15 protein-coding genes are annotated in these 20,991 nt (G+C 70.2%); 11 read left to right on the top strand and 4 right to left on the bottom strand.

Translation table 11 applies throughout. From position 1 onward, the window contains the following. Window positions 1-9 precede the first annotated feature (9 nt). On the top strand, window positions 10-945 hold the full coding sequence (sucD, locus tag IE069_RS12150; protein WP_189350835.1) for a succinate--CoA ligase subunit alpha: 936 nt from the start codon (window positions 10-12) through the stop codon (window positions 943-945). Window positions 946-1,038: 93 nt separating this feature from the next. Here the strand turns inward: sucD and IE069_RS12145 are convergent, their stop codons facing one another. After that, window positions 1,039-2,577 (bottom strand): sodium:solute symporter family protein, encoded by a 1,539-nt coding sequence (locus tag IE069_RS12145; RefSeq protein WP_189350834.1) that lies wholly within the window; start codon window positions 2,575-2,577, stop codon window positions 1,039-1,041. Between the two features lie 155 nt (window positions 2,578-2,732). Here IE069_RS12145 and IE069_RS12140 point away from each other — a divergent pair, with 155 nt between their 5' ends. The 4 genes from IE069_RS12140 to IE069_RS12125 all read left to right on the top strand — a co-directional run bounded on the left by IE069_RS12140 (window position 2,733) and on the right by IE069_RS12125 (window position 7,251). Then, window positions 2,733-3,308, top strand: a complete 576-nt coding sequence (locus IE069_RS12140) for a helix-turn-helix domain-containing protein (RefSeq protein ID WP_189350833.1) — start codon at window positions 2,733-2,735, stop codon at window positions 3,306-3,308. 159 nt (window positions 3,309-3,467) lie between these two features. Beyond that, on the top strand, window positions 3,468-4,445 hold the full coding sequence (speB, locus tag IE069_RS12135) for an agmatinase (protein ID WP_189350832.1): 978 nt from the start codon (window positions 3,468-3,470) through the stop codon (window positions 4,443-4,445). After that, window positions 4,442-6,097 (top strand): thiamine pyrophosphate-binding protein, encoded by a 1,656-nt coding sequence (locus IE069_RS12130; RefSeq protein ID WP_189350831.1) that lies wholly within the window; start codon window positions 4,442-4,444, stop codon window positions 6,095-6,097. The genes speB and IE069_RS12130 overlap by 4 nt, the downstream gene beginning before the upstream one ends. Window positions 6,098-6,180: 83 nt before the next feature. Further along, on the top strand, window positions 6,181-7,251 hold the full coding sequence (locus tag IE069_RS12125; protein WP_189350830.1) for a zinc-dependent alcohol dehydrogenase family protein: 1,071 nt from the start codon (window positions 6,181-6,183) through the stop codon (window positions 7,249-7,251). Window positions 7,252-7,296: 45 nt separating this feature from the next. On the opposite strand, the gene IE069_RS12120 is transcribed toward IE069_RS12125, so the two are convergent. From IE069_RS12120 to IE069_RS12110, 3 genes are all read right to left on the bottom strand, one after another. Then, window positions 7,297-9,246, bottom strand: coding sequence for an HNH endonuclease signature motif containing protein (locus IE069_RS12120; protein WP_189350829.1), 1,950 nt, complete (start codon window positions 9,244-9,246; stop codon window positions 7,297-7,299). Between the two features lie 179 nt (window positions 9,247-9,425). Next, window positions 9,426-12,833, bottom strand: a complete 3,408-nt coding sequence (locus IE069_RS12115; protein WP_189350828.1) for a DEAD/DEAH box helicase — start codon at window positions 12,831-12,833, stop codon at window positions 9,426-9,428. An 84-nt stretch (window positions 12,834-12,917) separates the two neighbouring features. Next, window positions 12,918-13,961 (bottom strand): LacI family DNA-binding transcriptional regulator, encoded by a 1,044-nt coding sequence (locus tag IE069_RS12110; protein ID WP_189350827.1) that lies wholly within the window; start codon window positions 13,959-13,961, stop codon window positions 12,918-12,920. A gap of 131 nt (window positions 13,962-14,092) precedes the next feature. Between IE069_RS12110 and IE069_RS12105 the strand changes: the two genes are divergently transcribed. The 6 genes from IE069_RS12105 (at window position 14,093) to IE069_RS12080 (ending at window position 20,950) form a co-directional block, all read left to right on the top strand. Continuing rightward, window positions 14,093-15,556: a sugar porter family MFS transporter gene (locus IE069_RS12105; protein ID WP_189350826.1), complete on the top strand. Its 1,464-nt coding sequence runs from the start codon at window positions 14,093-14,095 to the stop codon at window positions 15,554-15,556. 4 nt (window positions 15,557-15,560) lie between these two features. Continuing rightward, on the top strand, window positions 15,561-15,974 hold the full coding sequence (locus IE069_RS12100) for a tautomerase family protein (RefSeq protein WP_189350825.1): 414 nt from the start codon (window positions 15,561-15,563) through the stop codon (window positions 15,972-15,974). 169 nt (window positions 15,975-16,143) lie between these two features. Then, window positions 16,144-17,136 (top strand): 5-dehydro-2-deoxygluconokinase, encoded by a 993-nt coding sequence (iolC, locus tag IE069_RS12095; protein ID WP_189350824.1) that lies wholly within the window; start codon window positions 16,144-16,146, stop codon window positions 17,134-17,136. After that, complete coding sequence (locus IE069_RS12090) at window positions 17,133-18,071, top strand: Cgl0159 family (beta/alpha)8-fold protein (RefSeq protein ID WP_189350823.1); 939 nt, start codon at window positions 17,133-17,135, stop codon at window positions 18,069-18,071. Before iolC ends, IE069_RS12090 begins: the two co-directional genes overlap by 4 nt. Before the next feature lie 11 nt (window positions 18,072-18,082). Beyond that, the gene (gene iolD / locus IE069_RS12085; protein WP_189350885.1) at window positions 18,083-20,026 is read left to right on the top strand and encodes a 3D-(3,5/4)-trihydroxycyclohexane-1,2-dione acylhydrolase (decyclizing); all 1,944 of its coding nucleotides are present in this window, start codon (window positions 18,083-18,085) and stop codon (window positions 20,024-20,026) included. A 9-nt stretch (window positions 20,027-20,035) separates the two neighbouring features. Next, complete coding sequence (locus IE069_RS12080) at window positions 20,036-20,950, top strand: sugar phosphate isomerase/epimerase family protein (RefSeq protein ID WP_189350822.1); 915 nt, start codon at window positions 20,036-20,038, stop codon at window positions 20,948-20,950. The last annotated feature ends 41 nt before the right edge of the window (window positions 20,951-20,991 follow it).

Genomic DNA, 20,991 nt, shown 5'->3' with positions numbered 1-20,991 from the left:
GACACTAAAATGGCTATCTTCATCAACAAGGACTCCAAGGTCATCGTCCAGGGCATCACCGGCGGCGAGGGCTCCAAGCACACCGCCCGCATGCTGCACGCCGGGACCAACATCGTCGGCGGCGTGAACGCCCGCAAGGCGGGAACCACGGTGGCGCACACCGACCAGCACGGCGCCGACGTCGAGCTGCCCGTCTTCGGCGCCGTCTCCGAGGCCGTCGAGAAGACCGGCGCGGACGTCTCCATCGTGTTCGTGCCGCCGAAGTTCACCAAGGACGCCGTCGTCGAGGCCATCGAGGCGGAGATCGGCCTCGTCGTGGTCATCACCGAGGGCGTGCCCGTGCAGGACGCGGCCGAGTTCTGGGCCCTGGCCCAGTCCAAGGTCGACGCCGACGGCAACCAGATCACCCGCATCATCGGCCCGAACTGCCCCGGCATCATCACCCCGGGCGAGTCGCTGGTCGGCATCACCCCGGCGAACATCACCGGCAAGGGCGGCGTGGGCCTCGTGTCCAAGTCGGGCACCCTGACCTACCAGATGATGTACGAGCTGCGCGATCTGGGCTTCTCCACCGCCATCGGCATCGGCGGCGACCCGGTCATCGGCACCACGCACATCGACGCCCTGGCCGCGTTCGAGGCCGACCCGGAGACCCACGCCATCGTCATGATCGGCGAGATCGGCGGCGACGCCGAAGAGCGTGCGGCCGACTACATCAAGGCCAACGTCACGAAGCCGGTCGTCGGCTACGTCGCCGGCTTCACCGCCCCGGAGGGCAAGACCATGGGCCACGCCGGCGCCATCGTCTCCGGCTCCTCGGGAACGGCCGACGCCAAGAAGGAGGCCCTCGAGGCCGCCGGCGTCAAGGTCGGCAAGACGCCGTCCGAGACCGCGCACCTGCTGCGCGAGGTCTACCCGGTGCAGGAGCCGGCCTCCTCGCTGTAGACCAGACCACACCGTTCCGGCGGTGATGGGAACGACGGCGGCCGCTCACCTTCATGCCCAGCGGCCGCCGTCGTTTTTCGTTCCCCCGGGTCGCTACCGGGCGGTCTCGGTCTGGCCGCGGTGCTCCTCCTCGGAGGCATCCGTGGGCACGCCGCGGCCGGCGAGCCGCTCGTCCCAAGCCGTCATGACCTCGGGTGCTGTGGGCCGCGACAAGAGGCTGACGGCCAGGTAGGCGACCGCGGACGCGGCGAGGCCGAAGTAGATCGGCTCGTTCGCGTAGACGCCGCCGAACCTCTCGTCGGAGCGGATCTCGAGGACGATGATGGTCGCGATCGTCACGACCGTGCCCACGCCCATGGAGACCGCCGCGCCGATCCCGTTGCCGCGCCGGAAGACCAGGCCGCCGATGATGGGGACCAGCAGTCCGCCGACCAGGATGTCGTAGGAGATCGTCAGAGCGGCGACCACGTCGTCGACGATGATCGCGAGGACCACCGTCACGATGCCGAGTGCCAGGACCCACCAGCGGTTCCCGGAGATGTCGTGCTCGTCGACCTCGGCTCCCTCCGCCTTCCGCCCCCGGCCGAACCAGCCCGACACCATGGGCGTCACGTCGTTGCGGGCCACGGTGGCAGCAGCGATCAGGGCGCCGGACGCCGTCGACATCATGGCCGCCACGGCGGCGGCCAGGACGATCCCGCCGACGACGGCCGGCAGGACCTCGGTCGCCACCGACGCGTAGACGACGTCGTTGCCGGCGGAGGTGTCCAGATCGGGGAGGGCGGCGCGTGCCGCCAGGCCGATGGCGGCTCCGGCGACACCGTAGAGGATGCAGTACACGCCTGCCGTGGCGCCGCCCCAGCGGGCCACGGTCGGGGTGCGGGCCGTGAAGACGCGCTGCCAGATGTCCTGGCCGATCAGCAGGCCGAGCGTGTAGACGACGAAGTAGGTGATGATGGTCTGCGTCCCGATGCCGTCCCACTGGAAGAACTCGGCGCCGAGACGCTCGCGCACGCCGTCGATGCCGCCGGCGGCGTTCAGGGTGAACGGCAACATGAGTGCGAACACCCCGATGGTCTTGATGACGAACTGGACCTGGTCCGCGAGGGTGATCGACCACATGCCGCCGATCGTCGAGTACAGCACCACGACGCCGCCGCCGATGGCGATGGCGAGCCACTTCTCCCACCCGAACAGGACCACGAACACCGTGGCGTAGGCGCTCGTCGAGGTCGCGCAGAGCATCAGGGTGTAGGCGAGCATGACAACCGACGAGGTCTGGGTCGCCCTGCGGGACGCGTAGCGCAGCGAGAGCATCTGGGAGACGGTGTAGATCTTCAGCCGCTGCAGCCGCGGTGCGAAGAACAGGCTCAACAGGAGCACGCCCGAACCGATCGCGATGACGAGCCACGCGCCCGAGAGGCCGTACTGGTAGCCCAGTCCGACGCCGCCGACCGTGGAGGCGCCGCCGAGAACGAGGGCGGCCATGGTCCCGGTGTACACGAACGGTCCCAGGCGTCGTCCGGCGACCAGATAGTCGCTGGTGGTGCGGGTGCGGGACTTGCCCCACCAGCCGAACAGGAGCATCGCGACGAGATAGAGGACGACGATGCCCGAATTGATGATGTCCATGTTGATCCCTCACGGTAAACGAATGTTTCCTAAAGGGTAGGGTGAGGCGGCTCACAATACAATCTCCCGTAGGGTTGGCCGGAGAGGCTGGCGGATGTTCGCGCACGTCGCACCCGGATCTGCGCCGGCTCGAAAATCGTGAGGAGTGACGTTTCATGAAGGCTTTGCCCGTCGAGCCGAGCAGCATGCCGCTGGCGATCGGCTCCCGCCTGCGGTCCGCCCGCCAGACCAGGCGCATGACCATCGAGCAGCTCGCGGCCTCCACCGGGCTCACCAAGGGGTTCCTCTCCCGCGTGGAGCGCGACCTGACGTCCCCGTCGGTGGCCTCGCTCGTGACGATCTGCGAAGTGCTCTCGCTGTCGGTCGGCGAGCTGTTCGAGCGTCCCCAGACGCATCTGGTCCGAGCCGGGGAGGGGCTCGGGGTCTCACTGGGCGGCCAGGGGATCCGCGAGCAGCTGCTGACGGCCCGCTCCGAGCGGAGGGTCCAGGTGATCCGCGCCGAGATCGAGCCGCACGGCGTCGGGGAAGAGGAGATGTACTCCGTGGACTGCGATGTCGAGGTCCTCCATGTCGAGTCCGGCGAGTTCGTGCTGAAGCTCTCCGGTGGCGAGTTCGCCCTGTCCGCGGGGGACACCATCACATTCCCGGGCCGTGAGCCGCACACGTGGGTCAACCCGGCCGCGGAGCCCGCCGTCGTGCACTGGACGCTCGTCCTCTCCGGCCGCGGCTGAGGCTGCGGTGCTGCTGGGTGGGCGGCATTGACGCCCGCGTGTGATCCACCTAGCATCATAAGAGAAAACAACTGTTGACTGTTGTGCAACAGTCGTGGAGGCGTGGACACGGTCGTCGACGCCTCGGCGCGCAGCTGCACCCGGTGTGAGGAGAACCCCTTGGAAGAGATCCGCGTCGAAGAAGGCGGAAACGTCGGCCCCATCGATTCGTCCCAGATCCCGCGCTATGCCGGCGCCGCGACCTATGCCCGGCTGCCGCGCCTGGACCAGGTCGAGTCGGCCGACATCAAGATCGTCGGCGTCCCCTTCGACACGGGTGTGTCCTACCGGCCCGGCGCGCGCTTCGGCGCCACCCACGTCCGCGAGGCCTCCCGCCTGCTGCGCCCGTACAACCCGGCGATGGACGTCAGCCCGTTCGCGAACGTGCAGGTCGCCGACGCCGGCGACATGGCCGTCAACCCGTTCAACATCGACGAGGCCATCGCCACCATCCAGCGCAACGCCCTCGAGCTGACCGCCGACGGCGCATCGCTCATGACCATCGGCGGCGACCACACGATCGCCCTGCCGCTGCTCCGCGCCGCGGCAGAGCGCGCGGGCCAGCCGGTCGCGCTCCTGCACTTCGACGCCCACCTGGACACCTGGGACACCTACTTCGGCGCCGACTACACCCACGGCACGCCCTTCCGCCGCGCCGTCGAGGAGGGCATCCTCGACACCGAAGCCATCAGCCACGTCGGCACCCGCGGGCCGCTCTACGGCAAGAAGGACCTCGACGACGACGAGCGCATGGGCTTCGGCATCATCACCAGCGCCGACATCTTCCGCCGCGGCGTCGACGACGTCGTGGCGACCCTGCGAGAACGGGTGGGCGACCGCCCGCTGTACATCTCCGTCGATATCGACGTCCTGGACCCGGCGCACGCTCCCGGCACGGGCACCCCCGAGGCCGGCGGCATGACGAGCCGCGAGATGCTCGAGATCCTGCGCGGGCTGCGCGGGCTGGACATCGTCGGGGCCGACGTCGTCGAGGTCGCCCCCGCCTACGACCACGCCGAGCTGACCGGCGTCGCCGCCTCCCACGTCTGCTACGACCTCATCACCCTGATGTCCGACCTGCGGGCGAACCGGGCATGAGCCGGCGCAACGGCGGCGACCTGGTCGTCGAGGCACTGTCGGGACTCGGCGCGCGCACCGTGTTCGGGATCCCCGGGCAGCACGCCCTGGGCCTCTTCGACGCGCTCGGGCGCTCGCCGTTGCACTTCGTCTCCTCGCGGGTGGAGAACAACGCGGCTTTCGCGGCCGACGGGTTCAGCCGCGCCACCGGCGAGGTCGGGGTGCTGTTCCTGTCGACCGGGCCGGGGGCGCTCACCGCGCTCGCCGGGCTGCAGGAGGCCTACGCGACGGCGGTCCCGGTCGTCGTCGTGAGCAGCCAGATTCCGGCGGCAGGACTCGGCGGAGTCCGGAAGGGCATGCTGCACCAGCTCGACGACCAGGCCTCCGCCGCAGCGCAGGTCACCAAGTCACAGCGCACCGTGCGCACCGCGTCCTCGATCGGTCCGGCCATCCGCGCCGCGTGGGCCGAGGCGACGACGTCCCCGCAGGGGCCCGTGTGGGTCGAGGTTCCACAGGATCTGCTCCTCGCCGAGACGGACCTTCCGGCCACCGGGTCCGTCGCCGCGACCGGGGCCGCGGAGGGGCCGGCCCCGGCCCCTGAGCTGCTCGACGAGGCGTCCCGGCTGCTGTCCGCCGCCGGGCGGCCGGCGATCATCGCCGGAGGCGGCGTCCGCCGTGCTGGGGCCGAGGCGGATCTGCTGCGGCTCGCCGAAGCCCTCGACGCCCCGGTCATCTGCACTCCCGGCGGCCACGGCGCGTTCCCGTGGGAGCACCCGCTCTCGCTCCAGTCCTGGATCGAGGACCGGCACACCACCGACCTCCTGGAAGACGCCGACGTGCTGCTCGCCGTCGGAACCTCGCTGGGGGAGATCTCGTCGAACTACTTCACGCTCGCGCCGCGTGGACGCGTCGTCCAGATCGACGCCGAGGCCCGCGTCCTCGAATCGAACTACCCGGGCCTCGGCCTCCACGCCGACGCGAAAACGGCGATGGAAGCCCTCGTCTCCGCTGCCGGAAACGCCCCTCGCGCCGCCTCCGACTGGCACGGTGCGTCGGCTGCGGAGCACGTGGCGGCGACGCTCGAGGCTGTTCGGGCCCGGCTCGACGCGCAGGACCTGGGTCACGAACGCGACTTCATGCAGGCGCTGCGCGACGGCGTCCCGGACAGCACCCAGACCTTCTGGGACATGACCATCGCGGCCTACTGGGGATGGTCCTGCTGGGACGCCCGCCGCGGCGAATTCCACTCCGGCCAGGGCGCCGGGGGACTCGGATACGGGTTCCCGGCAGCCCTCGGTGCCGCCGTCGGCCTGTCCGGCCCCGACACCGCAGAACGCGTCCTCGCCGTCTCCGGCGACGGATCGGCGATGTACTCCATCGCCGAGCTCGCCACGGCGCGGCAGCACGACGCCGACGTGACCTGGGTGATCATCGACGACGGAGGCTACGGCATCCTCCGCGAGTACATGACCGACACGTTCGGGGCGCCGACGGCGACAGAGCTCGCGCGTCCCGACTTCGCGGCTCTGGCCGAGTCGTTCGGCGTTCCAGCCCGGCGCGTGGCCCCCGAGGGCATCCGGGAGGCCCTCGACTGGGCGTGGCAGCAGCAGGGACCCAACGTGATCGTCGTGCCGACGCTGCTGAGGATGTTCGCTCCCACACACCTGGGCTGACGCTGCGCACGGCGTTCTGTCCCGGGTCCCGTTCGCCGTAGGCTGGAGGAAGACTTCCAGCAGCCGACGAACCAGGAGTACCAATGCGCGCCGCCATGATCCACGCCCCCGGCGACATCCGAGTGGAAGACCGCCCGGAACCGGGACTCGTCCACGCAACCGACGCCCTCGTGCAGGTCAGTGCCTCCTGCGTCTGCGGTTCGGACCTGTGGCCGTACCGCGGCGCGCGCGAGATCGAGGAGCCGCGGCCGATCGGGCACGAGTTCGTCGGCCGGGTGACCGCGGTCGGCGACGCCGTGCGGAACGTCTCGGTGGGAGACTTCGTCATCACCCCGTGGGCCAACAGCTGCGGCGAGTGCGAGAACTGCCGGAACGGCGTCCTGGTCGCGTGCGAGCGCCCGGCAGGCTGGGGCTGGACCGACGCCGAGGGCGAGCCGGTCGACGGCGGCCAGGGGCAGGCCGTTCGCGTTCCGAACGCCGACGGGACCCTGTTCGTCGTCGACGAGTTCAGCGGCCCGGACGCTCCGGAGCCGGACGAGGCGACGCTGAAGTCGTTCCTGGCCCTGACGGACGTCATGGGCACCGGGCATCACGCGGCCGTGGTCGCGAACGTCTCGGCGGGCAAGACCGTGGTGGTCGTGGGCGACGGGGCCGTCGGGCTGAGCGCGGTTCTCGCGGCCAAGCGCCTGGGGGCCGAGCGCATCATCGCGATGTCCCGTCACGAGGACCGGGCCGCCCTGGCCCGGGAGTTCGGTGCCACCGACGTCGTCGCGGAACGCGGCAAGGAGGGGGCCGCCAAGGTCCGCGAATTGCTCGGGGGACGGCTCGCCGATTGCGTGTTGGAGTGCGTCGGTACCAAGGAGTCGATGGAGCAGGCACTGCGGTCGACGCGGCCGGGCGGTGCGCTTGGTTTCGTCGGGGTTCCTGCCGGTGGCGCCGAGCTGCCCGTGGGTGTGCTCTTCGCGAAGAACATCGCCGTGGCAGGCGGGGCCGCTTCCACGCGGCTCTACCTCCCGGAGCTGCTGCCCGAGGTCCTCGACGGCACCATCAACCCGGGTCGGGTTTTCGACTCGGTGATGCCGCTCGATGACGCCGCCGAAGCCTACCGTGCGATGGATGAGCGCCGTTCCATCAAGGTCATGCTGCGCCCGTAGGCGCTTGGCCGACCGGTTTTGCTTGAGCGCTGTTCAGAGTAGCCGTCAGCCGTCGCTGTCGCTGTCGCTGTCGGTGGTGGGGGCCGGGGCGTCTGTCCACGGGGGTTCGTCGTCCGGGGCGCTCCATGCGGCGCGGCGTTCTTCCGCGGTCTCGGGCGTGATCCGGGCCGCGGCTGCGTCCCAGCGGGCCGCGAATTCCTCTTCGGTCTCGCCCCGGCGCGAGGCATCACCGCTGCCACCATCACTGGTCTCTTCTGCGCGGGTCGAGGTGTCGGTCGCGGGGTGTCGGCCGGGGTCCAGGCTCCAGGGCCAGGGCTCGCCCGCGCTGCCACCCGCGCCGGGCGAGGCTTTTCCTCCCGGGTTCTGGCCGCCCGCGTTCGTGTCCTCGCGGTCAGGGGGAGTCGACGGCTGTGGTCCGGGTGGCCGGTGGTGTCGGCTGCGGCGGGTGATCGCGTTCGGGGCCGGCCGGTATCCTCCGGACGGATCGGCCCAGGCCGGTGCCCGGACCTCGGGCACGGCCTGGTTCATGCGGATCTGCCACCCGGAAGACTCGAGGTGGTGGTGGTGCCACCAGCAGAGCAGGACCCCGTTGTCGGTGTGGGTGGGACCGCCGTCGGCGTGCTCGATCACGTGGTGGACCTCGCACCAGGACGCCGGGATCGTGCAGCCGGGGATGACGCACCCGCCATCTCGGGCCGTGATCGCCCGGCGCTGATGGGCGGTGAAGACCCTCTCCTTGCTGCCGAGCCCGATGACCCGTCCGGTGTGGTCGAACACGACCTTCTGCACGGCCCCGGTGCACGCGATCCGGTGCGTGAGGCTGGTCGGTGCGGGGAGGTCGATGCCGTCGAGGGTCGCGATCCCGGCCGGGTCGGTCAGGTCCTGGGCGTTCACGTGCACGAGCAGGGTCGCCGCGTCCCCGCCCAGGGATGGTGTCTGTGCGGAGCGGGCGGCGGCGGAGAGGATGGAGGCGAGCACGTCGTGGCGCTTCTGCGCGGGAGTCCGGTCATCGGCCACCACGGGGACGGGGGTCCCGAGGGTGTCGGCCTGCGCGCCCCCTGGTTCTGTGGCCACTGCTCCGGTGGCGGGTGCCGGATGGCCGGCCTCGCCGGCCGTGTCCGCGCCGGCGGGTGTTTTGCTGTTCTGGGCGGCGGGGTTCAGGTGCGCGTCCAGCAGGCGGGTGAGCTGGGAGGCGGTCTCGGGCATCAGGTGCCCGCGGACCGGGACCAGTCCTCCGCGGACCGGACCGAGGGTGAGGCTGCGGGAGCGGGCGGCGCGTTCGGCGTCCGGGTCGGGGCCGTCCTGGTCCAGGAACGCCTCCCACGTCTGGGCCTGGATCTTCAGCTCGGCGAACGTCGGCCGCACGGCACCATCTGCTGCGGCGGGCAGTACGCGGGTGCCCTCTGATCCGGTCTCCGCTGCGGCGTCCGCGCCGTCGCCGGCGGGCCGTGCCGTGTCTCCTCCGGTGGCGGCGGCCACGAGTGCGGTCTCGGCGGCGGCGGCATCCGCCGGGTCCGCCCGGTGTCCGATACGGGAGAGCATCCCGGTGACCAGTTCGGCGGTCTCCAGGCCGATGGCCCCGGTGTGCAGGGCGTCGGCGACGTCGGGAAAGACCGCCGGCAGGGCCTGGCCGGTCAGCGAGGAGCCGGTGCGGGTGCGGGCGTCCAGGGCGGCCCGGCGGCGGACCTCCGGCCCCGGCGCCTGGGTGAGGCGCTCGAGCAGCTCGGCTCCGGCCCGGCATCCGTGCCGGGCGGAGAGCCGGTCCTCGCCGAGTCCGCGCTGCGAGCGCTGGTCGACCTCGCCGGCGACCCGGACCCGGAATCCGTCCACGAGCCGTCCGAGTTCCTCTGCGGCCCGGACTGCTTCGACCAGGTCCGCGTCCGTCAGGCCGGCCACGGGGTCGCAGGTGCCGGCGAGGAGTTCCGCGGCCGCACGGAGCCGGTCCGCCGGCTCGGCCGGCGGTGTCGGGGTCTCGAACGGGGGTGCGATGGCCATGCCACTATTTTAGTATGTATGAACGAGTTGTGGTAGGGGTGTGGACAACTAGTCGAACAGGAATTCGAGGTTGAAGTAAGCCACGCCGGCAACACGGCACCACCTGCGCCGTGCCCCGCGTGCGGCACCAAGGAGCCGCGCCCCGCCGTCGGACTCGCGAGGTGCAGGGCGCCTCGCCATCAGTCCTTGAGCAGGTCCCGGATGTCGTCGGCAGTCAGGGTCGACCCGAAGCCCTCGCCCTCGTCCATGACCGAGGAGATGAGCTTGCGCTTGGCGTCCTGGAGTGCGACGACCTTCTCCTCGATCGTATCCTTGGCGACCATCCGGTAGACCATCACGTTGCGTGTCTGGCCGATGCGGTGGGCACGGTCGACCGCCTGGGACTCGGCGGCGGGGTTCCACCACGGGTCGAGCAGGAAGCAGTAGTCGGCCTCCGTCAGGTTCAGGCCGAAGCCACCCGCCTTCAGCGAGATGAGGAAGACCGGTGCGCGGCCCTCCTTGAACGCGGCGATGACCTCCTGGCGCTGGCGCGTGGAGCCGTCGAGGTAGACGTACTCGACGCCCTCGTCCTTGAGCCGGTCCGCCGCGCGCTTCAGGAAAGACGTGAACTGGCTGAAGACCAGCGCGCGGTGGCCCTCCGCGAGGACATCCTCCAGCTGCTCGAACAGGACGTCGAGCTTCGCGCTGGGGACGCCCGCGTACTCCTGGTCGACGAGCGAGGCGTCCAGCGAGAGCATGCGCAGCAGGGTCAACGACTGGAAGATCGTGAACCGGTTCTTGTCCATGTCCTCGACCAGGTGGAGGATCTTCTGGCGCTCGCGCTGCAGGTGCGTGTCGTAGATCTTGCGGTGCTTCGGCGTCAGGTCGATATGCAGGACCTGCTCCTGCTTCGGCGGCAGATCCGTGACCACGGCGTCCTTGGTGCGCCGGAGCATGAACGGGCGGACGCGGCGCCGCAGCCGGCCGAGGGGCTCGCCCAGGCCCTGGCGCTCGATGGGGCGCTGGAAGTTCTCCGCGAATCGGACCGCCGACGGGAAAAGGCCCGGTGAGACGATCGAGAAGATCGACCACAGCTCCATCAGGTTGTTCTCCATGGGAGTGCCCGTGATGGCGAGCTTGAAGCGGGCCGTCAGGTCGCGCGCGGCCTGGTGTGCCTTGGTCGCCTTGTTCTTGACGAACTGGGCCTCGTCGAGCACGAGTCCGGCCCAGAACTGCTCCTGGTACGCGTCGGCGTCGAGCCGGAACAGCGTGTAGGAGGTGATGACGATGTCGTTCTCCGCCGCGAGGGTTCCGAGCTTGACGGCCGCGCGCGGCTGCGTGTCGGAGATCGTGGCGACCCGCAGATCCGGGGCGAACTTCTTGGCCTCGTCCGCCCAGTTGCCGACCACCGATGTGGGTGCGACGACGAGGAACGGACCGGGCAGGTTGGCCGCCTCGCCCGATCCCTGCGGGCGGTCGGCTGCGGTGGCCCACGTCTGCTTGGCGTGGAGCATCAAGGCCAGCGTCTGCAGTGTCTTGCCGAGGCCCATGTCATCGGCGAGGACGCCGCCGAGCCCGTTGTGCCAGAGCGTGGCCAGCCAGCCGAATCCGGAAACCTGGTAGGGGCGCAGGTCGGCTCGGAGCCCGGCCGGCAGGTCGATCGGTCCGGAATCCGCGAAGTTGAGCAGGGATCCGACGCCGGCGTACCAGGAGTCGGGTCCCTCGGTCTGGACGGCCAGGGCGTCCAGCTCCTCCCAGAGGGAGGCCTGGTAGCGCGTGATCTGGAGTTCGTCGGCGTTTCCGTCGGTCAGCTGCGCGGCCTCGGTGACGAGCGTCCGCAGTTTGTCGAACAGCGGCTGCTCGAGCGAGAACCAGGTCTTGTCCGGCATGAGCATCCGCGTCTGCCCGCGGGAGAGTGCGCGCAGGATGTCCGCGTACGGGATGCGGAGGTCGCCGACGGCGATGATCAGGCCCAGATCGAACCAGTCGCGGCGCTCGGACTCGACCGTCGTGACGGTCAGCTCCGGGGCCTCGGTCAGCTCGTGGAAGGGCGGCTGCTCGCCGCTGGTGCGGACCTCGGCCCCGTCCAGATCTTCGACGGCGGGGAGGACGTGGCGGATGAGGTCGACGGTCTGGAGGCCCTTGAGGTTCCGCGGTGCCAGCGACGTGCCGGCCAGCGGGGTGTCCTCCAGGGCGCGCAGGGCGGCGCGCTCGAGCATCTGCTCGGTCTCCGCGTCGCGGGTGTCGGCATCGACGACGACGTCGCCGTAGTCGAAGTCCCAGTCGAGCTCGGCCTCGTCGTCGCCCGTGAACTTGGCGTTCAGGACGAGTTTCGGCGGCTGGATGTCGGGCAGCTCGACCGAACCGTCGGGGCTCGAGACGGAGACCTTGCGGCCCAGTCGCGGGTAGACCTTGCGCAGGAACCGGTCGACGTCGTCGTGCGGGATCTCGATCGACTCCGGGTGGCGGAACATCTCGAGCTCCGTCGGATTGAGCCGGTGGGCCATGGGCGACAGGAGGATCCGGTGGCCGCCGTCGAGGCCGAGGTACGCGCCGTGGTGGCCGATCGGCCCGGCGGGCACGTCGCCGCCCAGGGCGACGTTCGTCTCGCCGACGGTGAGCGACGGGGTCAGCGTCAGGGGGCCGCCGTCGTCGTCGGCCGGCTCTCGGGCGGCACCGCCGTCCGGGACCGGCTGGCCGGAGGGCTGCGCGGCGGACAGGACGAGCTCGGCGGGCTCGGCAACGCGGATGTCGGCGTCCCCGTTCCTCCCGATGAAGGCGATCCCGAGGTCCCGTGCCTCATCGAGCAGGGTCCACAGCAGGGGCGAGGAGAAGTCGTCCAGGTTGATCCAGTCGTTGTCCTCGCCGAAGTACAGCTGGCCGTTGGCGCGGTGCAGCGGCACGAACTGGCAGAACCAGCGGTGCTGCTCCTCGTCCAGGTTGAGGCCGTAGGTCTTGAAGCTGATGGAGTTCCAGCGCAGGTTTCCGCGCACCCAGCGCCCATTGCCCGAGCGGACCATCGGGCGGACGCCGAGCTGGAACCGGCGGGCGGCACGCTGGCGCCCGGCTCCGCTGCCGGGCGCCCACTGGCGGTGGGCGGAGAGCATGTTGTCCTGCAGCTCGAACTGCAGAGCGAGCGGCTGGATCCGTCCGCTCGGGTCGACGGCGTCCGAAGCGGACTGTGGTTTGGGGGCCGAGCTCGACGCCTTCGGTGCTGCTCCGGCGGCGAGGAGCCCGTCGAGGCTCTGGTGCCAGGCCGGGGCCGAGACGGGGGCCTCGACGACGATGTCCTCCTGCGCGCGCATGTGCATCGAGTTGGACTGGATCATGATCGCGGCCGTGTGCTTGCAGTTCTGACCGACATAGCACGAGCAGTAGGCGGATTCGATGCGCCAGCCGTTCTTTGCGTTGACCAGCTGGACCACCGTTGTGTAGGGCTCGGCGGCGGTGCCCTGGACGTCTGCCGAAAGGGTCGCGTCGGAGGCGTCCCAATCGATGTCGAGAATTTGTTCTGTGTCCGCGTAGCCCTTCCCGCGGGTGAAGGCTGCGCCGCCGACAACACGCAGGATTTCGCGGGCATCGATCAGCGGGAACTGCTGGCTGCTCATCCGCATATAGTTTCACGCTTGCCGCCGTCCCCGCCAACCGGGGCCTCCGCGCCGGAGGGCGGCGAACTGCCGGTGAGCCTGGTCCTACGACTCCCGTGGTGCGCCAGTGCTTCCGCGGACCACCAGATGTGGTGCGAAGCGGCGGTCCACGACGGCGGCCGCCGGGTCCTCGAGTCGGCGCAGCGCTGCTGCTGCCGCGGCACGCCCCAGATCGGCGGCGGCGACGTCGACCGTCGTCAGGTCGATGCCCGTCAGCCCGGCCGTCCGGGAGTTGTCGTAGCCGACGAGGGAGAGGTCGCCGGGGATCGACAGCCCGAGGTCCGCTGCGGCCTCCCGTATCGCCAGGGCGAGCTCGTCGTTGTGTGCGAAGACGGCGCTCGGCCTGTGTCCCGGCGGGCGTTCGAGCAGTCCGCGGGCCGCGGACAGCCCGGCGTCGCGGGAGTACCCGTCGGCCTCGACGACGTCGGCGGGGGCGCCCATCGCCGACATCGAGCGCTGGTAGGACTCGCGGCGATCGCTGTGCCCGCTGAAGAGCGGCCCGGTGAGATGGGCGATGCGGCGGTGGCCGAGATCCGCGAGGTGCTCGACGGCGCGCCGCGCGCCGACGTCGTCGTCTGAGGAGATGCTGTCGACTCCGGGGACCCGGCGGAACATCGCGATCAGCGGCACCCGGGCGGTCAACGCGGCGATGTCGGCCTCGGACCCGATGACCGCGGTGGAGATGACGACGCCGACGTTCGCCTCGAGGAGCGTGTCGACCGCCCGCGGGTCGGGGTGCTCTGGAGCCGAATCCACGGCGAGGACGAGCCTCCGCTCCCGGCCGGCGAGTTCCTCCTGCACGCTGTGGAGGATCGTCGAGTAGATCTCGTTGCGGGCGTCGAGCAGGTGCAGGCCGACCGAGGTGCGCCGCCGCCCGGCGAGTTCCGCGGCCATCGTGTTTCGGCGGTAACCGCGGCGGTCGGCGGTTTCCAGGATGCGCCGCCGCATGGCGGGGGAGACGCCGGCCCGACCGCGGAGTGCGAGGGAGACGAGTGTGCGGGAGACCCCGAGTTCGCGCGCCAGATCCGATTGCGTCGCGCCGGACACCGGGCTGGTCCCGGGCGCGTCTTCACTGGGATCTGCGGACATGAGTCTCATTTTCCCACGGGGTGCCCCGGGAAGAAATTAGTTAAAGATGTACATATGACCTGACAAACTACCTTTCGCGCGTTAGTCTGGTGAGACACGGATCACAATAGAGCTGGATGAAGGAGTCTTGCATGAGTTCCCACAACCCGTTCGCCGCTTCCGGCGGCGCTCCCGCGGGGCTGCCACCGCTGACGTCCGGTCCGCACCGCAAGAAGCTGGGCATGGTCGCCTTGATCGCGACCTTCGGCGGTCTGCTGTTCGGCTATGACACCGGCGTCATCAACGGTGCTCTGCGGCCGATGTCGGCGGAGCTCGGCCTGACAGCCTTCACCGAGGGCGTCGTGACGTCTTCCCTGCTTTTCGCCGCCGCGATCGGCGCGATGCTCGGCGGGCGCATCTCCGACTCCTGGGGGCGCCGCCGGACGATTCTCCTGCTGGCCGTCTTCTTCTTCATCGGCGCCATGTGTGTCGTGTTCGCGCCCGGGTTCTCCGTCCTGGTCGTCGGCCGCATCATCCTGGGTCTCGCCGTGGGCGGCGCCTCCACGGTGGTTCCCGTCTTCCTTGCCGAGCTGGCCCCGTACGAGATCCGCGGCGCGCTGGCGGGCCGCAACGAACTGATGATCGTCATCGGCCAGCTGGCCGCGTTCATCATCAACGCCATCATCGGCAACGTCTGGGGCGACATCGACGGCGTCTGGCGCATCATGTTCGCTGTGGCCGCGCTGCCGGCCATCGCGCTGTTCGCCGGCATGCTGCGCATGCCGGAGTCCCCGCGCTGGCTGGTGGCCCGCGGTGACATCGACGGGGCCGAGGCCGTGTTGCGCACGGTCCGTTCGTCCGATCGCGCCCAGGCTGAACTGGATGACATCCGGCAGTCGGCCGCCAAGGACGAGCGTTCTGTCAATGAGGGCTTCGGCGCCCTGAAGAACAAGTGGTTCGTCCGCATCCTGCTGGTCGGCATCGGCATCGGCGTCTTCCAGCAGTTCACCGGCATCAACTCGATCATGTACTACGGCCAGACGGTTCTGGTCGAGTCCGGTTTCGCCGAGAAGATGGCCCTGGTGGCCAACATCGCTCCCGGTGTCATCGCCGTTGTCGGCGGGCTCATCGCCCTGCGGCTGATGCAGACCATGGACCGCCGCAAGACCCTCCTGATCGGCTTCAGCCTGACCACCGTGTGTCACGTGTTGATCGGCATCTTCTCGCTCGTCCTCGCCGAGGGGAATCCGGCCCGTCCGTGGGTCATCCTCCTGCTCGTGGTCGCGTTCGTCGGATCGATGCAGACGTTCCTCAACATCGCCGTCTGGGTCCTGCTGTCGGAAATCTTCCCGTTGCGGGTGCGCGCCTTCGGCATGGGCGTCTCCGTGTTCTGCCTCTGGATCGCCAACGCGTTCCTCGGCCTCTACTTCCCGACGCTCGTCGACGGCATCGGCATCACCGGAACCTTCTTCATGTTCGCCGGGCTCGGCGTCCTGGCCATCATCTTCGTCAAGACGCAGGTCCCCGAGACGCGCGGCGTCACCCTGGAGAAGGTCGAGGAAGACGTGCAGACCGGCGAGATCTTCCTGCACCACCTCAAGGCGGGGAAGGAGTAGGGCCATGCCACTCGTGAGAATCGACCTGACCGGTCAGCGCTCCGACGAGGAGGTCGGCGAGATCAGCCGTGCCGTGCACGACGCGATCGTCGACGCCTACAAGATCCCGGAGCGCGACTATTTCCACATCGTCACCGAGCATCCAGCAGGGCGCATCGTCGCCCAGGACGCCGGTCTCGGGTTCGAGCGGAGCGAGTCCGTGGTGATGATCCAGATCTTCACCCAGCGCGGTCGCGACCGGGCGGCCAAGCAGGCGTTGTACGACGGCGTCGCCGCCTCCCTCGAGCGCATTGGCGTCGCCGGCGAGGATGTCTTCCTCGGCTACGTCGAGAACGGGCCGGAGGACTGGTCGTTCGGTTTCGGCCGGGCGCAGTACCTCACCGGCGAGCTGGCGGTCCCGGGCTCCTCGGCGGGTTGAGTGCGGCCGCCCCGCCGAGAGCCGGTGGGGCGGCCAGCAATCACTGATTGTTTCATTGTCCTGACAAGCATTTGACAGGACATAGTTGTTCGTAGCAGAGTATTCAGTGACAGGCATCACAATGGCTGAGAGCCTGATCTACCGGAACTTGGAAGGAAGGCGGGACGAAGTGAGCTTCGACCTCTTGACGATGGGACGCATCAGCGTCGACATCTACCCCAATGACGTCGGCAGGACGCTGGACCGCGTCGAGTCCTTCGGCAAGTACTTGGGCGGTTCGCCGTCGAACGTCGCCGTCGCGGCCGCCCGCCACGGCGATCGGACCGCCGTCGTAACCCGGACCGGGCAGGACCCGTTCGGGGAGTATCTCCACCGGGAGCTGGCCAAGTTCGGTGTCGACGACCGCTTCGTCTCCGGAGTCGAAGGACTGCAGACGCCGGCCACGTTCTGCGCCATCCTCCCCGAGGAGCAGCAGTTTCCGCTCTACTTCTACGGCCGATTCCCGACGGCCCCGGACCTGCAGATCGCCGCCGAGGAGCTCGACGTCGACGCCATCCGCGACGCCCGCGTCTTCTGGTCCACGGTCACCGGCCTGTGCCAGGAGCCGAGCGCTTCGGCGCACATCGCGGCCCACGAGGCCCGGCCCCGCACGGGGCTGCGCGACGGGCAGTACACCGTACTCGATCTCGACTACCGGCCGATGTTCTGGGAGTCCGTCGACGAGGCGCGGACGCAGGTCGCGAAGGTCCTGCCGCACGTCACGGTCGCGATCGGCAACGACGAGGAGTGCGCCGTCGCCGTCGGCGAGGGGACACCGGACGAGCAGGCCGACCGGCTGCTCGACGCCGGCGTCGAGATCGCCGTCGTGAAGCTCGGCCCCGAGGGCGTCATGGCCAAGACCCGCAACGAGCGCGTCGTGTCGGCGCCCGTCCCCGTCGAGACCCTCAACGGCCTCGGCGCCGGAGACTCGTTCGGCGGCGCTTTCGTCCACGGCCTGCTGGCCGGCTGGCCGCTCGCCCAGACCCTGGACTTCGCGAACGCCGCTGGGGCCCTCGTCGCGTCCCGGCTCTCCTGCGCCGACGCGATGCCCACCACCGACGAGGTCGTGTCCCTGCTCGCCGAGCGCGGCCGCCTCGTCCCCGAGACGGAGGCCTCAGCATGAGCACCCCGGAGATCGACCGCGAGGATCCGCGGCGCTACGAATTCCTGACCCGCATCCGCCTGGAGGACCCGCAGGCCGTCGCCCGCGCCGCCAAGGCGCGCCGCCGCCACGCCGGCCCGCGGCTGGGGGAGCAGAACTTCATCGTGGCCGCCGACCACACCGCCCGCGGCGCGATGAGCGCGCAGGGCAACCCGACCGCGATGAACGACCGCCGCGAGCTGCTGGACCGGATGCAGCAGGCGCTGGCCAACCCCGCCGTCGACGGCGTACTCGCCAGCCCGGACATCATGGACGACCTGCTGCTGCTCGGCGCGCTCGAGGGCAAGCTCGTCTTCGGTTCCATGAACCGCGGCGGCCTGGCCGGCTTCGTCAACGAGTTCGACGACCGATTCACGGGCCACACGGCGCAGTCCCTCGCGGACCTCGGCGCCGACGGCGGCAAGATGCTCACGCGCATCGCCTTCGACGACCCGGCGACCGCCTCCCTCCTGGAGGACACCGCACGCGCCATCGACGAACTGACCGGGCACGGCCTGATCTCGATGGTCGAGCCGTTCCTGTCCCAGCGGGTCGAGGGCCGGGCGCGCAACGACCTGACCCCGGACGCGGTCATCAAGTCCGTGGCCATCGCCTCCGGTCTCGGCGCCAGCAGCGCGCACAAGTGGATGAAGCTGCCGGTCGTGGAGGAGATGGAGCGCGTCATGGCCTCGACGACCATGCCGACCGTCCTCCTCGGCGGCGATCCCTCGTCGCATCCGGACGAGGTCTTCGCCTCCTGGGGTGCCGCGCTGGCGCTCCCGGGCGTCCAGGGTCTGACCGTCGGGCGCACCCTGCTCTACCCGGCCGACGGCGACGTCGAGGGCGCCGTGGCCGCGGCAGCCTCGCTGCTGCGCCGCACGGCGACGAACGAATCGGAAATGGAGAACGCCTCATGAGCACGCGCACCATGTCTGTCTCGCAAGCCGTTGTCGAGTTCCTCGGCCGGCAGTACACGGTGGACCGCGTGGGCGGCGACACCTACCGCGAGCGCCTGATCCCGGGCATGTTCGGCATCTTCGGCCACGGCAACGTCGCCGGCGTCGGCCAGGCCCTGAAGCAGTACCAGGTCGCCGACCCGGCGCTCATGCCGTACTACCAGGGCCGCAACGAGCAGGCGCAGTCCCACCAGGCGGTCGGCTACGCGCGCCACACGCGCCGGCGCCAGACGTTCGCGGTGTCGACGTCGATCGGCCCGGGCTCGTCCAACCTGCTGACCGGCGCCGCGCTGGCCACGGCCAACCGGCTCCCGGTCCTCCTGCTGCCCTCGGACACCTTCGCCACCCGCGCGGCGGACCCGGTCCTGCAGCAGCTCGAGCACCCGCACGGCTACGACATCACGGTCAACGACGCCTTCCGCCCGCTGTCCAAGTACTTCGACCGGGTGAACCGCCCCGAGCAGCTGTTCTCCGCGCTCTCCCACGGCCTGCGCGTGCTGACGGACCCGGCGGAGACCGGCGCCGTGACGATCTCCCTGCCGCAGGACGTGCAGGCGGAGTCCATGGAGGTGCCGGAGGAGTTCCTCGCCGAGCGCGAGTGGCGCATCCGGCGCCCGGCCCCGGAGCCCGAGGACATCGCCGAGGCCGCCCGCCGCATCCGCGCGGCCAAGCGGCCCCTGATCGTCGCCGGCGGCGGCGTCCTGTACGCGTTCGCCACCGACGCGCTGCGCACCCTCGCCGAGTCCACGGGCATCCCGGTGGGCTGGACGCAGGCGGGCGTCGGCTCGCTGGCCTGGGACCACCCGCAGGCACTCGGCGCCATCGGCTCCACGGGCACGACGGCGGCCAACGCCCTCGCGGCCGAGGCGGACCTGATCATCGGCATCGGCACGCGCTACGAGGACTTCACGACGGCGTCCCGCACTGCGTTCCAGAACCCGGACGTCGAGTTCGTCAACATCAACGTCGCCCCGATCGACGCCTACAAGCACGGCACCTCGCTGCCCGTCGTCGCCGACGCCCGCAAGGCGCTCGAGGCCCTGAACGAGGCCCTCGGCGGGACCCGGGTCTCCGTCGAGCTGGGCGAGTCCGTCGCGGCCGAGAAGGCCCGCTGGGACGCCACCGTGGATGAGGCGTTCGCGCAGCGGCACAGCCCGCTCGTGAGCCAGAACGCCATCATCGGGGCAACGAACCGCGCGATGGACGCGTCCGACGTCGTGATCTGCGCCGCCGGCTCCCTGCCCGGCGACCTGCACAAGATGTGGCGCGTGTCCGATCCGTTCGGCTACCACGTCGAGTACGCGTTCTCCTGCATGGGCTACGAGATCGCCGGCGGCCTGGGCGTCAAGCGCGCCGCGGTCGCCGAGGCGGACGGCGGCGACGGGCGCGACGTCGTCGTGATGGTGGGCGACGGCTCCTACCTGATGATGCACACCGAGCTCGTCACGGCCGTCGCCGAGGGCCTGAAGCTGATCGTGGTGCTGATCCAGAACCACGGGTACGCCTCGATCGGCGCACTGTCGGAGTCCCTGGGCTCCCAGCGCTTCGGCACCAAGTACCGCACGCTCGACGCCGAGCGCCACACGTTCGACGACGGCGCGACGCTCCCGGTGGACCTCGCGACGAACGCCGAGTCGCTGGGCGCCACCGTCTACCGGGTCGAGCCGGGGGAGGACGCCATCGCCGACCTCGAGGGCGCGATCGCCCGGGCCAAGGCGGCGCCGGAGGGCAGCGGGCCCATCGTCATCCACGTCGAATCCGATCCGCTGATCGACGCCCCGAGCTCCGAATCCTGGTGGGACGTGCCTGTCAGCTCGGTCTCCGACCTCGACTCGACGCAGCAGGCCTACCAGACGTACACGGACCACAAGTCCCGCCAGCGCCCCCTCCTGGGCGGCGGCGCGGGCGAAGCATAAGGAGAGACCATGAGTGAGAACAGCTCCGTCATCATCGGCACCGCGCCGGACTCGTGGGGTGTCTGGTTCCCGGACGACCCGAAGCAGACCCCGTGGGAGCGCTTCCTCGACGAGGTCGCCGAGTCCGGCTACAAGTGGATCGAGCTCGGCCCGCACGGCTACCTGCCGACCGACCCCGCGCGGCTCGCCGACGAGCTGAAGGCCCGCGACCTCAAGGTCTCGGCGGGCACCGTGTTCACGGCCTACCACCGCGGCAGGGACCAGTGGGACGCTGCCTGGGAGCCGGCCCGCCAGGTCGCCGAGCTCACGGCCGCCATGGGCGGCGGGCACATCGTGGTCATCCCCGCCATGTGGCGCGACGACGTGACCGGCGAGGCCGTCGAGCCCGGCGAGCTGAACGCCGAACAGTGGACGTCCCTGACGGACGGGCACAACGAGCTGGGCCGCCGGCTGCGCGAGGAGTTCGGGCTGCAGCAGCAGTTCCACTCCCACGCCGACTCCCACGTGGAAGGTCAGGCCGAGATCGAACGCCTGCTGGAGGACACGGATCCGGGCCTGCTGACGCTGTGCCTGGACACGGGGCACGCCGAGTATGGGGGAGCCAGCAGCATCGACCTCATTCGTCGCTTCCCGGAGCGCATCGGCTACCTGCACCTGAAGCAGATCAACCCGGACATCCTGGCGCGGGTCCGCGCCGAGAACATGACGTGGGCCGGTGCCAACACCGCCGGAGTCATGACGGAGCCGCCGGGCGGCCTGCCGGACCTGCGCGAGGTCGTCGAGTCCTGCGAGGGCCTCGGCCGCGACATCTTCGGGATCGTCGAGCAGGACATGTACCCCGTTGCGAGTTTCGATGTGCCGATGCCGATCGCCCAGCGCACCCGCAACTACCTGCTCTCCTGCGGATCCCGCACCCGCATCTAGCCGCCAGCGCAGCACCGCGAGTCCGCGGTGCCGACAATCGA

The organism is Zhihengliuella salsuginis, from assembly GCF_014651715.1.
Classification (GTDB): domain Bacteria; phylum Actinomycetota; class Actinomycetes; order Actinomycetales; family Micrococcaceae; genus Zhihengliuella; species Zhihengliuella salsuginis.
Note: the sequence above shows the minus strand (reverse complement) of the source record. Positions and strands in the feature narration are given on the sequence as shown.